The sequence below is a fragment of the Massilimicrobiota sp. An142 genome, from assembly GCF_002160725.1.
GTDB lineage: Bacteria > Bacillota_I > Bacilli_A > Erysipelotrichales > Coprobacillaceae > Allocoprobacillus > Allocoprobacillus merdigallinarum.
This window is the reverse complement of record NZ_NFLD01000002.1, coordinates 130,656-148,021: the sequence shown is the minus strand read 5'-3', so window position 1 is coordinate 148,021 and position 17,366 is coordinate 130,656. Positions and strand designations below refer to the sequence as shown.

Here is a 17,366-nt window from a genome sequence, read left to right as displayed (position 1 = left end):
TATAGACATCATTTTCTAAAAAAATTATAACTTAAAAACTTAAAAAAATCATTAAAAATGATCAGTATCTTTTTGTGCTTTTTTAGCACAGAAAGAAAAAAAGGGAGAATTTTGAATTTGATCAAATATTCTCTCTATTTTAATGTCATTAAATTGACGACATTGAGCAGAATTTACTGCTTCTTTTCTATTTCAATAACATAGGGTGCTTTCTTTTTATTCAACATTTGAAAGCACGAAACATGAAACTGATGAGAATCTAACTGTGATACATATTCATGAATCCATAAACTTTCCTGATATCCTTCTTCATGGCCAGGATAAACAACAATAAAAAGTGCTTTTTTCATCATTTCAATAGCTTGACAGACAGCCTTTTGAGTAGACGGCAATGTTGTTGTAATATGATGAGAAGCCTGTGGTAAATAGCCAAGATTGAATATTCCTATATCAAATGATGAAAAATACTGTTTCATATTTTCATGACTATCTAAAATCAGTTGTACATGTTGTCTATCTCCTAAACGTTTTTTTGTATTTTCCAATGCTTCAGGCTGTATATCAAAAGCATAGACCTTTGGACACTGTTCAGCTAAAAAAAGTGTATCATGACCATTTCCCATAGTAAAATCAACACCCACCTGAAAAGAATACGTTGATATTCTTTGATGAACATATTCAACCATCGTTAACATACTATGATCACCCTTTCTTATACATCGACCACTGACATTGATAATCTTTATAGATCACAACAAGATAATGATCTTGAATTTCTTCTACAATTGCATATCTAAATAAGAGCTCAGAATCAAGCTGATATTTTTGTGAAAGTTCTCTTAAAACCTGTTTCTTTGATTGTGGAGTTAAAGTAGACTGATACCATTTTTTAGGTTTCACTTTAAACTGCAATAAATAATCCATAATCAATAAATCATGATACTTCTCAGGTAAGTAGGAATCCAAGTAAAGATAAAGTTCATCTAACTGATAACCTATTTTTTTATATTGTTTTTCATGATAAAAACATGAAAGATCATAAAAGAACGCAAATGGCGAAGAAACATCATCCATCACCGCATTCATCGTATGTACAAAACGCCCACTATTCCAGTATTTCTCCAACATATCTTCAGCCATATGAATCTTTTCCATATCATCATGAGATAACCATTTGTTTTCCAGCATTTCATAAGGAGGCTCTTTTTGATAGACATACCCATAATCTTTAGCATCATTACGTAATGATGTCCCTCTTAATAGTTTTAAAAATCCCAATTGTAATTCTTTTGCACGAAAGGCAAAAACATCATCAAATGATTGAGCAAATCTTTCATATGTTTCATATGGCAAACCAGCAATGAGATCTAAATGCAAATCACATTGTCCATCTTGCATTAACATAGTGATCACTTCGCTTAAACGTTTAAAATTCTGAATTCTTTTGACTGCGCGATTTGTCGGTTCGTAAGTCGATTGTATGCCTATTTCAAATCTCAATAATCCCTTTGGTGCTTTTTCTCTAATAAAATCAATAATTTTTTGATTAAGGACATCAGCATTAATTTCAAATTGAAATTGCTGTCCTTCTTGATAATGTTTAAAAATATAATCTAAAATCATAATGGCATGATTTGCATCAGCATTAAAACTACGATCTAAAAATTTAATTGTTTTGGCTGAACTATGACAAATCAAATTGAGTTGTCTTTTGAGATAGTCTTCACTAAAAAATCTAAGTCCCTGTTCTAATGAAGATAAACAATATTGACATTGAAATGGACACCCTCGACTTGTTTCAAAATATAAGATACGTTTACCCATATCTTTTTGATCTTGTGGTAAACAATACGGCGAATCTAGAGATTCTACATATTTTAAATCTGCAACAGCTACTGTTGATGAGATATGCCCACGATAACTGACACCTGGTAAACATACATCTTGTTTCTTTTCTAAAGTTTCTAATAATTGAGGGAATATTTCTTCCCCTTCACCACTTAAAATGTAATCTACTGGTATATGCTCTAAAAAGTACTGTGGTTCATAAGTGACCTCAGGTCCCCCTAAAGCAAGAATAATATCAGGTTGTCTTTGACGTAACATATGGCATAGCTTATCAATATATTCAATATTCCATATATAACAAGAAAACGCAATCATATCTAAATGCATTGATAATAAATCATCAACAATATGTTCAAGTGAATCCTTAATTGTATATTCTTTAAAATCAACATCAAAGCGATGATAAGAAGCTACATAAAGCAAACGCAATGATAATGACGTATGAATATATTTTGAATTGAGAGTTGTTATTAATGTTTTCATGATTTTCTCCTAAAAAATAATCTAGGGATAACCCTAGATTATTGACCTTTCTTAATATCAGGGATAACCCCTTTATTTAAGCAATATTCTTCTAATGTCCAACCATTATTAAAGATTTCTTTTGCTGCTTCTTTTCCAACATATCTAAAATGCCATGGTTCATTAGCAATACCTGTAATACCAGCTTTATCTTCTTCATATCTTAAAATAAAACCATATTTATAAGAATTTGCTACACACCATTTATAATCAGGTTTATAACCAAAACGACTATTTTCAATACCATTTAATTTATCATCAATAACAGCCTGACATGTTAAATCAACACCTAATCCTGTCTGATGTTCACTTCCTCCTGGTTCAGCAACTAAACTTGCTGCAGTCACAGGATCATATTTATTGAAGTAATCATCATATGTTGCCTTTTGATCTGCATATGAACGATAAGCACTATTCACAACCAAATCATAACCTTCTTTTTTAGCTGCATCAAACATTTCTACTAAAGCATTAGCAGCTTCTTTTCTCAATCTTGGATCGTCACAATCAGATGCCACCTTCACCTTATCAGGATCTGGATTCACTAAATCAGATGGTTCATAATTAGCTGGTAAATAGAATCCTTTTTTCACTAATGTTAAAACATCATCTGGATTTTGAATTGTATAAGGTTGATCAACTTCATTTTCAGAAATAATAAATGGATATGTTATAATCAATACAGCATAATTATAATTTTTATTTTCTTCATATGATTCCATGTATTGATCAATATCTTCAAAAACAAATCCTTTGACTTGCATAAATGGTTCAATTTGAGCATAAGTATATTGTTTATCTACCAAATGTTTAACTTCATTCACACCTGCGGTTTTTAAAACTTCCCAAATCTGATCATTTGAATAATTAAGCGTTGTTAATTTAGGAACATAATTATCAAAAATATTATCTACAGTTGAAATAACTTCTTTCACTTGCATATCCTTATGTAAGGATAAATATTTTTCATATTCATCATAATATTGAACTTTTTGACTTTGGCTCAACCATTGTGAAATATGTTCCAATTTATCATATGATAAGATTTCATCAACTTCATTATTTTCTAACGCAAGTATTTCACTTTGTTGTGAAAAAGAATAACCTTTAAAAGCCAATTGAATACGACTAAAATTAAACCATACAATAACTCCAATCACAATTGCAACAACAACACCGATAATAGCAATTCTATCCCAACGTATTCTTGGATGCCTTGATGGAGAATACGAACTATAATATGTATATCTTTTACCTCTATTAAATCTCATAATCTACCTCTTTTCTACGTCTTATAGTTTAACATATTCATCGCTATAATTCTACATTTTCAGCGAATTTCACATGATTAAAAAAATGACATGATATAATGTTATTGCAATCTGAACATAATTATGTTATTTTATTTGTTGTATATAAAGGAGGTTTCTCTATGCATTTTGTGATTTGTATGTTTATTGCATTTATCTGCCTCATTACAGCTGTATTATTTGCAGAAGTTTTTCCTAAATGGTTTAAAGCTGTTCTTGCCTTACTAGGAAGTGCGACTGCCGGATATGCAATTGCAATATTCATTAGAAAAATAGCCATGTGGACAAAAGCGTTCAGTAAACCTGAACTTTTACCTACTGCAGGTATCTGCGGGGCAATTATGCTTATTATTGTCATCATTGTGGTCTTTATTCTTAACAAGAAAAAAACAAAAACAGCATAAAAAACAATCTTTATTATAGAGATTGTTTTTTTATAATCTTTATAGAAACTTAACATAAATTTCATCTTGAACCTTTTGAAATCATATATAATAAACATATAAGGAAGTGAAATTTATGGAGTATGCATATAAGGAATATTATCTAGGCGCATTAACAATGTCAGTGATTGCCTGTATCGGGTCATTATTGAGCGTAGTCAATCTGATTCCTTTATTGATTACTTATCAGTTAATCCAAAAAGCCTGTCACCGTGGACTTCCACATTCTTCGTATAAAATTCTATCCACAATCTTTCAGACAGCTATCATGTTAACATTGTTAATCACAGTTTTATATTTGAGTTTTCAGTGGTGATCGTCAGATGACCACTTTATTTTTTGGGTATATAAACACTGACACTTCCATCTTGAACAGTAAACAGACCATACCCTTTGTCATCAATAGTGACAGTTTCATTGACATTTTCTAAATAGTCATAAAATATCTGATTTTGATATTGCTGTCCTACATACATGTACAGTTGTCCACCATTTTGATTGGTCATAATACAAGCCAATCCATAAGCTTCTCGTGTCCATCCTATGATATGACGATCATAAAAATAATCATTTTGTTGACCATAGGCATAATATTGACGTAAATATAAAAGACGATCTATAACCTGATTTTGTCCTGATAAAGAAGGTTTTTCAATTCCATAATAATCACCATAAAAGATACAAGGATAACCATCCTTTCTTAGCAAAATCAAGGCATAGGCCAGTGGTTTAAACCAATCTAAAACCCATGATTGCAGACCTTGCTGTGGTTGTGTATCATGATTATCAACAAATGTGACAGCATTCATACAGGCTTTTTGAACCAATGTGTTATTAAAAATTTGGGACATATCATATTGTCCAAAGCTACGTGAAGCTTCATATAAATGATAATGCAAAGGAACATCAAATAATGATAATGAATAATTCACTTCAGTGAGATATTGAAGTAATTTTTGTACATCACCATGCCAATATTCTCCCACTGTAAATAATTCTTGGTGTGTATACTGTCGCATATGATAAAGCCACTCCTGATAAAATGATGCATTAATATGTTTAACTGCATCCAATCTAAAACCATCTATATGTGTTGTATCTAAGTACCATTCTCCCCATCTTTTAAGTTCACTTACAACACGATGATTTGAAAAATCTAAATCTGCTCCCATTAAATAATCATAATTCCCATTTTCATTATCAACCTGTGAGTCCCATGTTTTATCCTGAAACAAAAAAGTAGCATGACGTTTTGTTTTGGCATCATAATCTATGCCATCAAAACAACTCCAATCCCATGTAAAATCACTATATTTTTGATGACGATTGGGAAAAGTAAAAAGAGTCGGAACTTGAATCCATTCATTTTGTCTTTCAATATCATAGGTATCATGTTGATTGACTTCACTCGCTTTCACATCTTCATAGCCATCAGCACCCATTTTATGATTCAATACAATATCCCCATAAACCTGTATGCCGACTTGTTGCAGGGCCTGGATTGCTTGTAAATATTCATCTTTGGTTCCATATTTTGTTGGGACAGTTCCTTTTTGATAAAATTCACCCAAATCATATAAATCATATACCCCATAACCAACATCCTGAGTTCCACCAATACCTTTAAAAGCTGGTGGTAACCACAACGCTGTTACTCCTATATCAAAAAGATGCTGTGCATCAGCCTTAACTTTTTGATACAAATGAGGATCTGAAGGTAAATACCACTCAAAATATTGCATTAAAACACCTTGTTTCATTCAGTTCATCTCCTTATAAAAAAAGTATAAAGAAAAAAGTCAAAGACTGCAATAAACAATCTTGACTTTTTGTTACTTCATTAATTGATTGATAACGTCCATCATCTCTTCTATTTTTTGATCAGCATCTTGACTGCCAATAGCATCATGAACACAATGCTGCATGTGAGCTCCAATAATTTCTTTATTAGCACGTTTTAAAATAGCCTGAGTTGCCATGATCTGATTAGATATATCAATACAATAACGATCATCTTCAATCATTTTCATGATGCCATCAATCTGTCCTCGAGCTGTTTTTAATAAACGCATAACATGTTTTTGATCTGCTTGCATTATTCAAATCCTTTAACACTATAACCAGCGTCTTCAACTGCTTTGATTAAGATACTTTCATCAACATCATGAGATAATTTTAAATAAGCACAGTTATTTTTTAAATCTACTGTTGCTTCTACACCTTCAATACTATTTAAAGCTTTATCTACATGCTTTTGACAATTTGGACACATCATACCTTCAATATTCATTGTTTTTTCCATTTTCTTTTCCTCCTGTCTGATTATTGTATTTTGATGTTTAGGTTTAAAAAATCTCAGTCTTAGGGCATTGCTGACAACAAAGATCGAACTCAAACTCATTGCCGCACCACCAAACATAGGATCTAACAGCCATCCAAAGACTGGATAGAACACACCTGCTGCAATTGGAATTCCAATCACATTGTAGAAAAATGCCCAAAACAGATTTTCTTTAATATTTTTTAACACTGCATGACTCAGTTCAATTGCATTCACAACATCCTGTAAATCATTTTTCATCAAAACAATGTCTGCTGAATCCATGGCTATATCAGTTCCCGACGTCATCGCTATACCAATATCGGCACGCATAAGCGCTGGAGCATCATTAATTCCGTCTCCTACCATGATAACACGTTCACCTTTTGCTTGTAAATCTCTGATATGTTTTTCTTTATCCTGTGGTAAAACTTCAGCAATGACCTGGATTCCCAGTTCATCACCAATCGCTTGAGCAGTTAATTGATTATCTCCTGTCAACATATAAATAGTTAATCCCATATCTTTTAATTGATTAATAGCGTTTTGACTTGTTTCCTTTAACACATCACTGACAACAATTAAACCAATCATTTGTCCATTATAAGCATAGAATAATGGCGTTTTTCCTTGGCTTGCTAAAAGTTGCGCTTTGGCTTGTACAGGTGATAAATCAATATCATGTTCCTTCATCAAACGTTGATTACCTGATAAAATCATACCTCCATCAATAGTCCCTTTTAGCCCTTTACCAGATAACATCTGGAAATTTTCAACAGTTTTTAAAGATATCCCCTGCTCTTTGACATAATCAACTACAGCTTTGGCAAGAGGATGCTGTGATGAACTTTCAATAGAAGCAGCTAAAGTTAATAACTCTTTAGTGTCTATACCAATAGGATAAATTTCAGTTACCTGCGGTTTTCCTTTTGTAATCGTTCCCGTTTTATCTAAAACAATACTTTTTGCCTTAGATAATAATTCTAGATTTTCTGCTGATTTGATCAGAATACCTAATTGTGCGCCTTTTCCTGTTCCCACCATAATGGCAGTTGGAGTTGCTAAACCTAATGCACATGGACAAGAAATAACCAATACTGCAATCGCACATGTTAAAGCAAAATGGAAAGCCTGTCCACCAAGAGTCATCCATAAAACAAATGTCACTAAAGCAATCACAATTACAACTGGTACAAAGATTCCACTAATCTGATCTGCCAGTTTTGCAATTGGGGCTTTAGATGAACTGGCTTCTTCAACCAATTCTATGATTTGTGATAAGGTCGCTTCTTGACTTGTATGAGTCACTTCAACTTGAATATACCCTTCTACATTCATCGTTGCACCAATCACTTTATCATCGACAGATTTATCTACGGGTAAACTTTCACCAGTAATCATAGACTCATCAATGGATGTCTGTCCTTTGATAATCACACCATCTAAAGGTATATTTTGCCCAGGTTTGACAATCATAATATCGCCAATCTGCACATCTTCAATAGCCACTTCTACTTCCTGATTATCTTTCAAAAGTGTTGCAGAAGACGGCATTAAGTGAATCAGTTTTTCAATTGCTTCCGTTGTTTTCTTTTTAGAACGAGATTCTAAATATTTTCCTAAAGAAATAAGGGTCAAAATCATGGCTGCTGACTCAAAATAAAGCTGCATCATATATTGATGAGCATCATGAAGATTGCCATGTCCTAAATCATAACCCATCATAAAAATAGCATAAATACTATAAACTGCCGCAGCCGTTGAACCAATAGCTATAAGTGTGTCCATATTAGGGCTGCGATGCCATAAAGACTTAAAACCTCTTTGAAAATAGCCACGATTGATATACATGACTGGCAAAGTTAAAAAGAGCTGCGTTAAAGCAAAAACCATCATATTTTCTTCACCAACAAGAATAGATGGTAAAGGTGCTCCTAGCATATGTCCCATTGAAATATAAAACAAAGGAATTAAAAAGACAAAAGAAAGAATCAATGATTTTTTCTTATGATCAACTGTTTCTTCCTGTTTCTGTGCTTGAACAGTTTCTTTTTCTAATACAGCTTTATATCCTGCATCTTCTACAGCTTTTTCAATCATTTGATCGTTGACTTTATTTTCATCATAGTCAACAACCATACAATTGCTTAAAAGATTAACATTAACATCATGAACGCCATCAAGATGTCTGACAGCTTTATCTACATGAGCACTACATGCACTGCATGTCATACCCACAACATCATATTTCTGTTTCATAAGATACCTCCCATACCCCTGTGGGGTATACTAACATTATATATGATTTTTATAAAATAGCAACCAAAATGATAAAAAATAATATTTTCAAATAAAAACGCCCTCATCATTTGGATATCCAAATAACGAAAGCATTGAAAATAATAAAAAGAATGAAACACACTGTCCATTCCTCAATATAAATTATTTACATTTTCCAATAGGAATAATCATTGGCCGTTGTGTTATAGGATCTTTAATAATTTTACTATTTAAACCATAAACTTCTCGTATGATTTCTTCATTAATTATTTCTTCTGGTGTTCCATGAGCTAGTAATTTTCCATTAGATATCGCAAATATATAATCTGCGTAGCGAGCAGATAGATTAATATCATGTAATACCATGGCGATGGTTGTACCTTTTTTCTGATTTAATTCAGTTAATAAGTCTAAAATTTCGATCTGATAAGATATATCTAAAAAAGTTGTAGGTTCATCTAACAACAAAATATCTGTATCCTGTGCTAATGCTAAAGCTAGCCATACTCTCTGTCTTTGTCCACCGCTTAATTCATCTACACATCGATCAGCTAAATCAGAGATACCCATCATATCCATTGCTTCACTAACAATTTGATAATCTTCTTTGCTCATCCCTTTTAGTGGCTGACGATATGGAAATCGACCTCTTGCGACCAAATCAGCAACAGTTATTCCCTCAGGTACAATAGGTGACTGTGGCATTAATCCTAAGTTTTTTGCTAATGCTTTTGAAGGATATTTATGTATGTCTTTATTATTCAAATATACAGCACCATTTGAAGGAAGAACTAATTTGCATAATGTTTTCAATAAAGTTGATTTCCCACATCCATTTGAACCAATTATTACACTAATTTTATGCTCTGGCAACACTAGATCGACATCCTTCACAATTGTATGATTTCCATATCCTGAGGATAAATGTTCTGCATATAAACAATAACAATCTGTCATATTAGCCTCCTTTATGATTCATTCTAAATAGCATCAGTAATAAATATGGTGCTCCTAAAATACCTGTAATAATTCCTACTGGATAACGAGCTGGTAATAAATTTTGGGCAACTAAATCTCCCGCTAATACAAGAATAGCTCCCATAAGACCGGCTTGTAACATATTAGCCTGATTTCCTTTGCAGATTCTAGTAATGATAGGACCAGATAAAAAGGATACAGCTGCAATTGGACCACTGATGGAAGTTGCTACAGCAGAGAGAATAATTGCATTAACAATCAACAGTAACTTTGTTCTTTGAATATTTAAACCTAAAGTAGTCGCAAAATCTTCTCCCAACTGTAAAAGCATCAGTCTTCTACTTAAATATACTAGAGAACTTCCCATGAAAATTACTACAATTACAATTCGAACCGCTTCTTCTATTGTGACATTATTTAAACTTCCGCTTAACCACCGTAAGGCATTTGCTACATCATATTGTGCTGCACGAAGTATAATATAAGAAATCACTGCTTGTAAGAATGCCTGAAATCCTAAACCGATTAAAATCATTCTGCCATTATTTGATCCGATTCCCTGCGATAGACGATAGATCAGAAATGCTACAAGCATTCCGCCTAAGATTGCGCCAATAGAAACAGCATTTCCACTCCAATGAAGGATAAGAATACAAAATACAGCTACTGTACTAGCTCCAGATGTTACGCCTATAATATCAGGACTAGCTAATGGATTACCTAACATTTTCTGAAAGGTATTTCCTGCCATACCAAAGGCTATTCCACAAAATACGCCTGCTAACATTCTTGGAAAACGTAATGTATTAACAGTAAATGATGCTCCTGGTATATTTTCATACAATAAGGACTGAATAACAGTATTTAGAGAGTAAAAAGTATTACCAAGCATCATGGATAGTGCCATAAGTATACATAATATAATGCATAATATGATAGTAATGGTTATAATTCTTTTTCTCTGGTGATGATAAACACGTTCTATAATTTCTCTTGTCTGTTTTTTCATAAACTACGTATTTTCACCTTTCTAACAATATAAATAAAGACTGGCGCTCCAAGAATTGCGGTTATAATTCCAACTTCTAATTCTGCTGGACTTGCGATTACTCTTCCAATAATATCTGCACCTAGTAACAGTATGCTTCCTCCCAATGCAGATAATGGAAGGAGATAATGCATATTCGATCCTATTAATAATCGCATAATATGGGGAACCATTAATCCAACAAAAGCAATTGGACCAGCTAATGCTGTTGTAGCACCACATAATAGTACTCCTGCAAATGCTGCCATTGCTCTTACTTTCTTACTATTTATTCCTAAGCTTGTGGCTAATTCATCGCCTAACGCTAAAGTATTTAATGAAGATGATAAATAAAATGATAGAAGTAATCCTAAAATGAAATACGGAAGCAGTACTAAAATCATATTCCACTTAGCTCCGCCAATACTTCCTGTTTGCCAAAAACGAAAACTATCCATTACCTGTGAATTTGGTAACATGATTGTATTCACTAATGACATAAGTGCCATCGATGTTGCAGCTCCTGCTAGTGCTAACTTAATTGGAGTAGCTCCACTTTGTCCTACAGAAGCAATACCATAAACAAGTATTGCAGTTAATATAGCCCCTGTGAAACCAAGCCAGATATACTGACTTGGTGAAGAGATTGAAAAGAACGCAATTCCCACAACCACAAAGAGAGAGGCTCCTGTATTTATTCCTAAAATACTAGGATCTGCAATTGGATTTCGGGTAATTGATTGCATCAGACAACCAGATACTCCTAAAGAAGCTCCAGCTAAAATACCAAACAAAGTTCGTGGTATTCTTGCCTGAACAACACTAATAGAAAAGCTTTCTTTGTTGGTAAATAATGCATCAAATAATGTCTCCATATCTACTGATTTAGAACCATATAAAATAGACAATGCAGAAACAACAATTAGACATAGAGAAAGAATCACAAACAAGAAATAAACATTCTTTTTTCTCATTCGTTTACCTTATCTGCAGCCTGTCCAATTAATGATAAATACTCATCAATTGTTGCAGAAATACCTAAAACTGTAGGAGTCGCAGAACCTGCTAATGCACTATTACTATCAATAACTACTACTGAACCACGTTTAATAGCTGGAATCTTTCCAAAGATAGCATCTTTCTGTAAAGCTTTTAGGGTTGTATCATCACCATAAGTAACTAAAATATCTACATTATTTAAAATATCTGCATTTTCTGCGGAAACCGTCAAAGAGAAAGTCGTTTCATCTTTTCCCATTTCCTTAATATTTTCAGGGAATGATAAACCTAAGTCTGTAAGATAGGAAGCTCTAGGATCACTAGTTAAATATACATAGAATGAGCTAGTATCTGCTGGATTAACCCAAAGGAAAGCTCCGCTTTTGCCTTCTATCTGAGGATATTCTTTCAATTTATTCGCAATTAATTGTTCAGTTTCTTTAACCAATGCTTCTCCTTCGTCTTTCATCCCCATAGCTTCTGCATTAATCGTAACTTGCTCTCTCCAATATGTCTGCCATGCTACACGTGGATATGCAACTACAGGAGCAATTTTACTTAAGGTATCATACTCTTCTTGTGTTAATCCTGAATAAGCAGCTAGAATGATATCCGGATTACTATCCGCAATAGCTTCATAATCTAACCCATCTGTATCATCATAGACTACTGGCTCTGTTACTCCTAATTTTTTAAATGCCTCCTGTGTCCATGGTGATAACCCATCTTTCGTTAATTCACCGAAATTTCCTTTTGAAACACCAACTGGAGCAACTCCCAATGCCAATGGGACATCCTGATTTCCCCAAGCTATGGTTGCTATGCGCTCTGGCTTTTCTGTAATCGTTGTTTCTCCAAAAGCATGTTTTATTGTAATTGGAAATTGTGTAGATGTATTTGTATTTTTATTTTCATATTCATTAGTTGACGATGATGAACAAGCTGTTGTCATCAATAAGAAACCTGTAACTACTACAGCAAAAAAAATTTTTTTCATATAAACCTCCTTACATAGTTAGCTTTAACTAACTTATGAAATAACTATATCAGAACATAACATTTATGTCAATACTATATTAATTTTGAGTTTCGGGATTTTGCAAAGCAGAAGTATCCGATTTGGTAATTTCTGTTTCAAATTGTCTTGATATTGAATGATTTTTTCAATAAAGAAAAAAAGGGTATAACCGACCTGGCAACCTATCAGTTGCCTTGTATATATTATGACTCTATTTTTATACATTCAATTTTAATTGCTTATAAGGCTGATGTCTTCGTATTTGCAGATAGTCTTCAATTCCTCCATGACCAAATTTCAATATCTCGCCGATTCCATCTTTGATCTGATATAGCCAAAAGTAGTTTTTACTTTTTAAGCTCCTGCTTCTTTCCACTATCTTTATGACTAATAATTTCTTATTGATACTTTCTGTCAATAAAGTCAAATGTCCTATATGCATCATCAGCAAGCTATTGATGACATGTTGATTCCCAGATCAAGGAAATGATGGATTTTGGGAATACACTGGTCAAATGGAAATATGAGATTGTGAATTCATTTGTGCCGGCAAATGGAAGACGCATATCAAACGGCCTGATTGAAAACAGAAACAAATCCATCAAGCTGCTGAAACACAGTTCAAACGGATACCTCAACTGGCATCGTTTCAAGACAAGAATCATGTACAGTCTCAATAAAGACTCAACATATCACCTGTATCCAATCAAAAACAAGGGGGATTTTACAGAATGATGACAAGAAAAAAATTTATACACTGATTGTGGACAATCATGATGTAAGCATTATCAGCAGACAACGTCTGCTGGAAGACATACTATACAGACTCAATATGATATACGAATATGCAGATGAACTGGATGACTTGACTCAGGAAATCAATCTGAAGTTAGATAAACTGATAGAAAAAGCAGAAAAAAAGAACCATGACCCATCATCAGATCATGATTCTCCTATACAGTTTTAAAATTGTGGGAAGAACAGCCTTCCCACAATTTCTTATAATCCAAAACCTCACAACCCCGTGTTATTTTAGATTACCAAAATCAGTAATTATAATTTTAAAGATTGAGTGTATGATAACGATAACCTGTTTGAAAATCAACTAAATTTTCTAACTCTTCATGTGCTTTAAGATGCTCTAAATTTCTTATAACTAAATCAGTAAAATAAGTTCTGGCACTTTCCCATACATAACCACCTGAAGCATGTGGCGTTATCAAAACATTATCCATTTGCCAAAGCGGATGATCAGCTGGCAATGGTTCTTCTTCAACAACATCTAACCCAACCCCATAAAGATGCCCCTGATTCAATACATTGACAAGATCATCAGTAGCAATAGCACTTCCTCTTCCAACATTAATCAATACAGCATCCCTCTTCATTAACATCAGTTTTTGCTGATCAAATAAATGATAAGTCTGCGAAGATTGAGGCAACGCCAAAATAACAAAATCTCCACGTGGAAGAACATCTTCCAATTGGTCCGTTGTATAAATTTCATCAAGACATGATGGACAGTGAGATAGTCGACGTCTTACACCAATGTTATAACAGTCAAAAGCTTTTAAGCTTTTTGCGATTGTATATCCTAAATCTCCTAAACCAACAATCACAACAGTCTGACGATAAAGCTCTTTTCCAATAGTATCTGCCTGCCAGATTCCATTTTGCATATGCTGAATATATGTTTTAAAATTTTTATTCAAAGCTAAGATCATACCAATAGTATGTTCAGCAATAGCTACGCCATAAGTTCCAGAAGCATTAGCTAAAAGAGTATGAGAAGACAAAATACCTGGTTTGACATATTCATCACTTCCCGCACTATTTAATAAAATCGCCTGTAAATGCTCACGATTCAAATCATATTGCAACGGTGGATTGCCAACAATCACATCACACTGGTCAATCATCTTTTGTGTCACAGTATGCCTAGTTGCATAAATAAAATGATCTTGAGAAAAATGTTGTTCTATCTTTTCAAAATTATCTTTTTGTAAAGGAGCCAACATTAAAATATTCATAATCCATCCCTTTCATTATCAATGAATTCTTTATAAATAGCTTTAATAGCTGGCTTAAAATAACAGTTACGTACGCCAATAATAATATTTAATTCACTAGATCCCTGATCAATCATTTTGATATTGATATTTTCTTTAGCCAAAGCCTTAAAAACACGAGCCGCTGTTCCTCGACTGGCTTTCATTCCTCTACCTACTACCGCAATCAATGATAAATCCGACTCTAAAATAATAGAATCAGGGTGCACACTGCGATGTAATCCCGCTAAAATATCTTGTTCTTTATCAATAAATTCTTCAGTATTGACAATCACTGTCATTGTATCAATACCCGAAGGCATATGTTCAAATGAGATATGATAATCTTCAAAAACTTGTAAAACTTTACGCCCAAATCCAATTTCAGAATTCATCATATCTTTTTCAATCATGACTGTCGCAAAGCCTTGTTTTCCCGCAATACCCGTAATCACATGTGCTGGCTTATGGCAGGTACTTTCTACAATCAAAGTTCCTGGATCTTGAGGTCTATTGGTATTTTTTATATGAATAGGAATTCCTTCCTTACGGACAGGGAAAACAGAATTTTCATGTAAGACTGAAGCTCCCATATAAGACAATTCTCTTAATTCTTTATAAGTAATTGTTTCAATAACATCAGGATTTTTCACAATACGTGGATCAGCAATCAAAAAACCTGACACATCAGTCCAGTTTTCATATAAATCAACTTTCCCATTTTTAGCCACTATAGATCCTGTTACATCTGAACCCCCTCTAGAAAAAGCTTTAATCTGACCACTATCATCATTAAGCGATCCATAAAATCCAGGTATCACTGCATAAGAAACTGATTCTAGTTTTTGAGATAAAATAGGATCTGTTTTTTTCGCATCATAACGTCCATCTTCATCAATAAAGATAACATCTTTGGCATCAATAAATTCAAACCCTAAATAAGCAGCCAAAATCTTTCCATTTAAATATTCTCCACGACTCACAATATAATCTTCACTCGTTCCATCTTCTAAAGCTTTTTGAATAGCTAGAAAATCTTCTTCAAGAGATATATCAATATGCAATCCTTCAATAATATCTAAAAAACGTTCTTTAAGCTGATCAAAATACAAATGAAACTCATTTTTTGTCTTAGCATAAAAGATTTTATATAAAAGATCTGTCACCTTGGTATCATCTTTGAACCTTTTTCCAGGTGCACTTGGCACAACAAATCGTCTGTCTTTATCACTTTTTATAATATCATAGACTTTTTGAAATTGTGTTGCATCAGCTAACGATGAACCACCAAATTTCACAATTTTACTCATGATTATCGCCTCCATTAATACTATTAGGATACATGATTCTTCCTCTTTATTCAACCTGGAAAAGAAAAAATATCTTGGTTTTTTCAAGATATTTCCTCTTATCTAAAGACAATTTCTCCTTTTTCATCATCCATCTGATCAATGATTGCTAATGATTCTAAATGATAACCTAATTTTCTAATTGTCTTTCCACCACTTTGATAACCTTTTTCAATGACAATACCAATACCTTCTACAGTTGCCCCAGCTTGATGAATCAAATCAATTAATCCTAAAACTGCACACCCATTAGCTAGAAAGTCATCAATGATTAAGACATGATCATTTTCATTTAAATATTGTTTTGAAATCACAACATCATTTGTATTTTGATGTGTAAATGATTCTACTGTTGTATGATATAATTCATCAGAGATATTTGATGATTTTGATTTTTTTGCAAAGACAACAGGTACATTTTGAAAATGTCTTGCAGTCATAACAGCTACACCAATACCACTGGCTTCAATCGTTAAAATTTTATTAATGGGATGTTTTTGAAAAAGTGTTTGAAACTCTTTTCCCATTTCATCTAAAAATGCAACATCAATCTGATGATTTAAAAAACTATCGACTTTTAAAATATTTCCTTTTTTTACAATACCTTCTCTAATAATTTTTTCTTCTAACGCTTTCATAATTCTCCCTTTTGTTGATAAACAACTTTAAATATTTCTTTTTTTATCATTTGATATTGTTGATCATCCATAACCTTTGGATATGTCATGAATGTCAATTGAACTGAATAATCATTTTCTCTAAATGTAGGTTGTATATACTGATAAGGATTTAAAACAAATCCCATTCTTTCATAAAACTGGATACGTTTTCGAGATATTTCATCATGAGGAACTTCTACTTCTAAAAATAAGAATTTATCTTTATATAAATAACAAAATTGTTGTATAAAGTATGTTCCTAATCCTTGACCACGCATCTTTGTTTCAATTGCAAAGTTTTCTAAATAAACACAATTTTCCAATTCCCATACAATCATTGCTCCTTGTAACTCATTATGATCATATTTTGCATAAATGCTAAATAGATTTTGTTGAAATAACTTTTTCATCTGTTCATAGGGTCTTAACTCTTCCAATACAAAAGATTGCTGAAATAAACGATAAACATCATCAAACTGTGATATAGATATTTTCTCCATTGTTTCACCACCTTATATCCATTCTAGCATAATCCAATCAGGATACCAAGTCTGCTTGTTCAAGT

19 protein-coding genes are annotated in these 17,366 nt (G+C 32.9%); 4 read left to right on the top strand and 15 right to left on the bottom strand.

Annotation, left to right across the window (positions count from 1 at the left end; genetic code table 11):
- Positions 1-173: 173 nt before the first annotated feature.
- Genes mnmM through B5E87_RS15660 form a run of 3 tightly spaced genes read right to left on the bottom strand, consistent with a single transcriptional unit; the run spans position 174 to position 3,092 of the window.
- A complete protein-coding gene (gene mnmM, locus B5E87_RS01840; protein ID WP_087243238.1) occupies positions 174-695 on the bottom strand; it encodes a tRNA 5-(aminomethyl)-2-thiouridylate-methyltransferase MnmM in 522 nt (173 codons plus the stop codon).
- Between the two features lie 7 nt (positions 696-702).
- On the bottom strand, positions 703-2,331 hold the full coding sequence (locus B5E87_RS01835) for a B12-binding domain-containing radical SAM protein (protein WP_087243237.1): 1,629 nt from the start codon (positions 2,329-2,331) through the stop codon (positions 703-705).
- A 38-nt stretch (positions 2,332-2,369) separates the two neighbouring features.
- Positions 2,370-3,092, bottom strand: a complete 723-nt coding sequence (locus tag B5E87_RS15660; RefSeq protein WP_479684541.1) for a M15 family metallopeptidase — start codon at positions 3,090-3,092, stop codon at positions 2,370-2,372.
- Positions 3,093-3,802: 710 nt separating this feature from the next.
- On the opposite strand from B5E87_RS15660, the gene B5E87_RS01825 reads away from it, so the two are divergent.
- Positions 3,803-4,084 carry a hypothetical protein gene (locus tag B5E87_RS01825; RefSeq protein ID WP_087243235.1) on the top strand — a complete coding sequence of 94 codons (282 nt, stop codon included), beginning with the start codon at positions 3,803-3,805 and terminating at the stop codon, positions 4,082-4,084.
- A 115-nt stretch (positions 4,085-4,199) separates the two neighbouring features.
- Positions 4,200-4,439: a hypothetical protein gene (locus B5E87_RS01820; RefSeq protein WP_087243234.1), complete on the top strand. Its 240-nt coding sequence runs from the start codon at positions 4,200-4,202 to the stop codon at positions 4,437-4,439.
- Between the two features lie 16 nt (positions 4,440-4,455).
- Here the strand turns inward: B5E87_RS01820 and B5E87_RS01815 are convergent, their stop codons facing one another.
- The 8 genes from B5E87_RS01815 to B5E87_RS14875 all read right to left on the bottom strand — a co-directional run bounded on the left by B5E87_RS01815 (position 4,456) and on the right by B5E87_RS14875 (position 13,190).
- Positions 4,456-5,883 carry an alpha-amylase gene (locus B5E87_RS01815; RefSeq protein ID WP_087243233.1) on the bottom strand — a complete coding sequence of 476 codons (1,428 nt, stop codon included), beginning with the start codon at positions 5,881-5,883 and terminating at the stop codon, positions 4,456-4,458.
- Positions 5,884-5,955: 72 nt separating this feature from the next.
- Positions 5,956-6,219 carry a metal-sensing transcriptional repressor gene (locus B5E87_RS01810; protein ID WP_087243232.1) on the bottom strand — a complete coding sequence of 88 codons (264 nt, stop codon included), beginning with the start codon at positions 6,217-6,219 and terminating at the stop codon, positions 5,956-5,958.
- The gene (locus B5E87_RS01805) at positions 6,219-8,702 is read right to left on the bottom strand and encodes a heavy metal translocating P-type ATPase (RefSeq protein ID WP_087243231.1); all 2,484 of its coding nucleotides are present in this window, start codon (positions 8,700-8,702) and stop codon (positions 6,219-6,221) included. The genes B5E87_RS01810 and B5E87_RS01805 overlap by 1 nt, the downstream gene beginning before the upstream one ends.
- A gap of 183 nt (positions 8,703-8,885) precedes the next feature.
- The gene (locus B5E87_RS01800; RefSeq protein WP_087243230.1) at positions 8,886-9,680 is read right to left on the bottom strand and encodes an ABC transporter ATP-binding protein; all 795 of its coding nucleotides are present in this window, start codon (positions 9,678-9,680) and stop codon (positions 8,886-8,888) included.
- Position 9,681: 1 nt separating this feature from the next.
- Complete coding sequence (locus B5E87_RS01795) at positions 9,682-10,710, bottom strand: FecCD family ABC transporter permease (RefSeq protein WP_087243229.1); 1,029 nt, start codon at positions 10,708-10,710, stop codon at positions 9,682-9,684.
- Complete coding sequence (locus tag B5E87_RS01790) at positions 10,707-11,702, bottom strand: FecCD family ABC transporter permease (RefSeq protein ID WP_087243228.1); 996 nt, start codon at positions 11,700-11,702, stop codon at positions 10,707-10,709. The genes B5E87_RS01795 and B5E87_RS01790 overlap by 4 nt, the downstream gene beginning before the upstream one ends.
- Positions 11,699-12,679 (bottom strand): iron-siderophore ABC transporter substrate-binding protein, encoded by a 981-nt coding sequence (locus B5E87_RS01785; RefSeq protein WP_206393161.1) that lies wholly within the window; start codon positions 12,677-12,679, stop codon positions 11,699-11,701. The genes B5E87_RS01790 and B5E87_RS01785 overlap by 4 nt, the downstream gene beginning before the upstream one ends.
- A gap of 283 nt (positions 12,680-12,962) precedes the next feature.
- Entirely contained in the window at positions 12,963-13,190 is a 228-nt protein-coding gene (locus B5E87_RS14875; protein ID WP_158095523.1) for a hypothetical protein, read from the bottom strand.
- 32 nt (positions 13,191-13,222) lie between these two features.
- On the opposite strand from B5E87_RS14875, the gene B5E87_RS01780 reads away from it, so the two are divergent.
- Positions 13,223-13,480 carry a transposase gene (locus B5E87_RS01780; protein WP_479684540.1) on the top strand — a complete coding sequence of 86 codons (258 nt, stop codon included), beginning with the start codon at positions 13,223-13,225 and terminating at the stop codon, positions 13,478-13,480.
- 97 nt (positions 13,481-13,577) lie between these two features.
- Complete coding sequence (locus B5E87_RS15515) at positions 13,578-13,712, top strand: hypothetical protein (RefSeq protein WP_275112285.1); 135 nt, start codon at positions 13,578-13,580, stop codon at positions 13,710-13,712.
- A 94-nt stretch (positions 13,713-13,806) separates the two neighbouring features.
- Here B5E87_RS15515 and B5E87_RS01775 read toward each other — a convergent pair whose 3' ends face one another.
- From B5E87_RS01775 to B5E87_RS01760, 4 genes are all read right to left on the bottom strand, one after another.
- Positions 13,807-14,775: a D-2-hydroxyacid dehydrogenase gene (locus B5E87_RS01775; RefSeq protein WP_087243225.1), complete on the bottom strand. Its 969-nt coding sequence runs from the start codon at positions 14,773-14,775 to the stop codon at positions 13,807-13,809.
- A complete protein-coding gene (locus B5E87_RS01770) occupies positions 14,772-16,103 on the bottom strand; it encodes an aspartate kinase (protein WP_087243224.1) in 1,332 nt (443 codons plus the stop codon). The genes B5E87_RS01775 and B5E87_RS01770 overlap by 4 nt, the downstream gene beginning before the upstream one ends.
- 98 nt (positions 16,104-16,201) lie before the next feature.
- Positions 16,202-16,780, bottom strand: coding sequence for a xanthine phosphoribosyltransferase (locus tag B5E87_RS01765; protein WP_087243223.1), 579 nt, complete (start codon positions 16,778-16,780; stop codon positions 16,202-16,204).
- Positions 16,777-17,301: a GNAT family N-acetyltransferase gene (locus tag B5E87_RS01760; RefSeq protein WP_087243222.1), complete on the bottom strand. Its 525-nt coding sequence runs from the start codon at positions 17,299-17,301 to the stop codon at positions 16,777-16,779. The genes B5E87_RS01765 and B5E87_RS01760 overlap by 4 nt, the downstream gene beginning before the upstream one ends.
- Positions 17,302-17,366 lie beyond the last annotated feature (65 nt).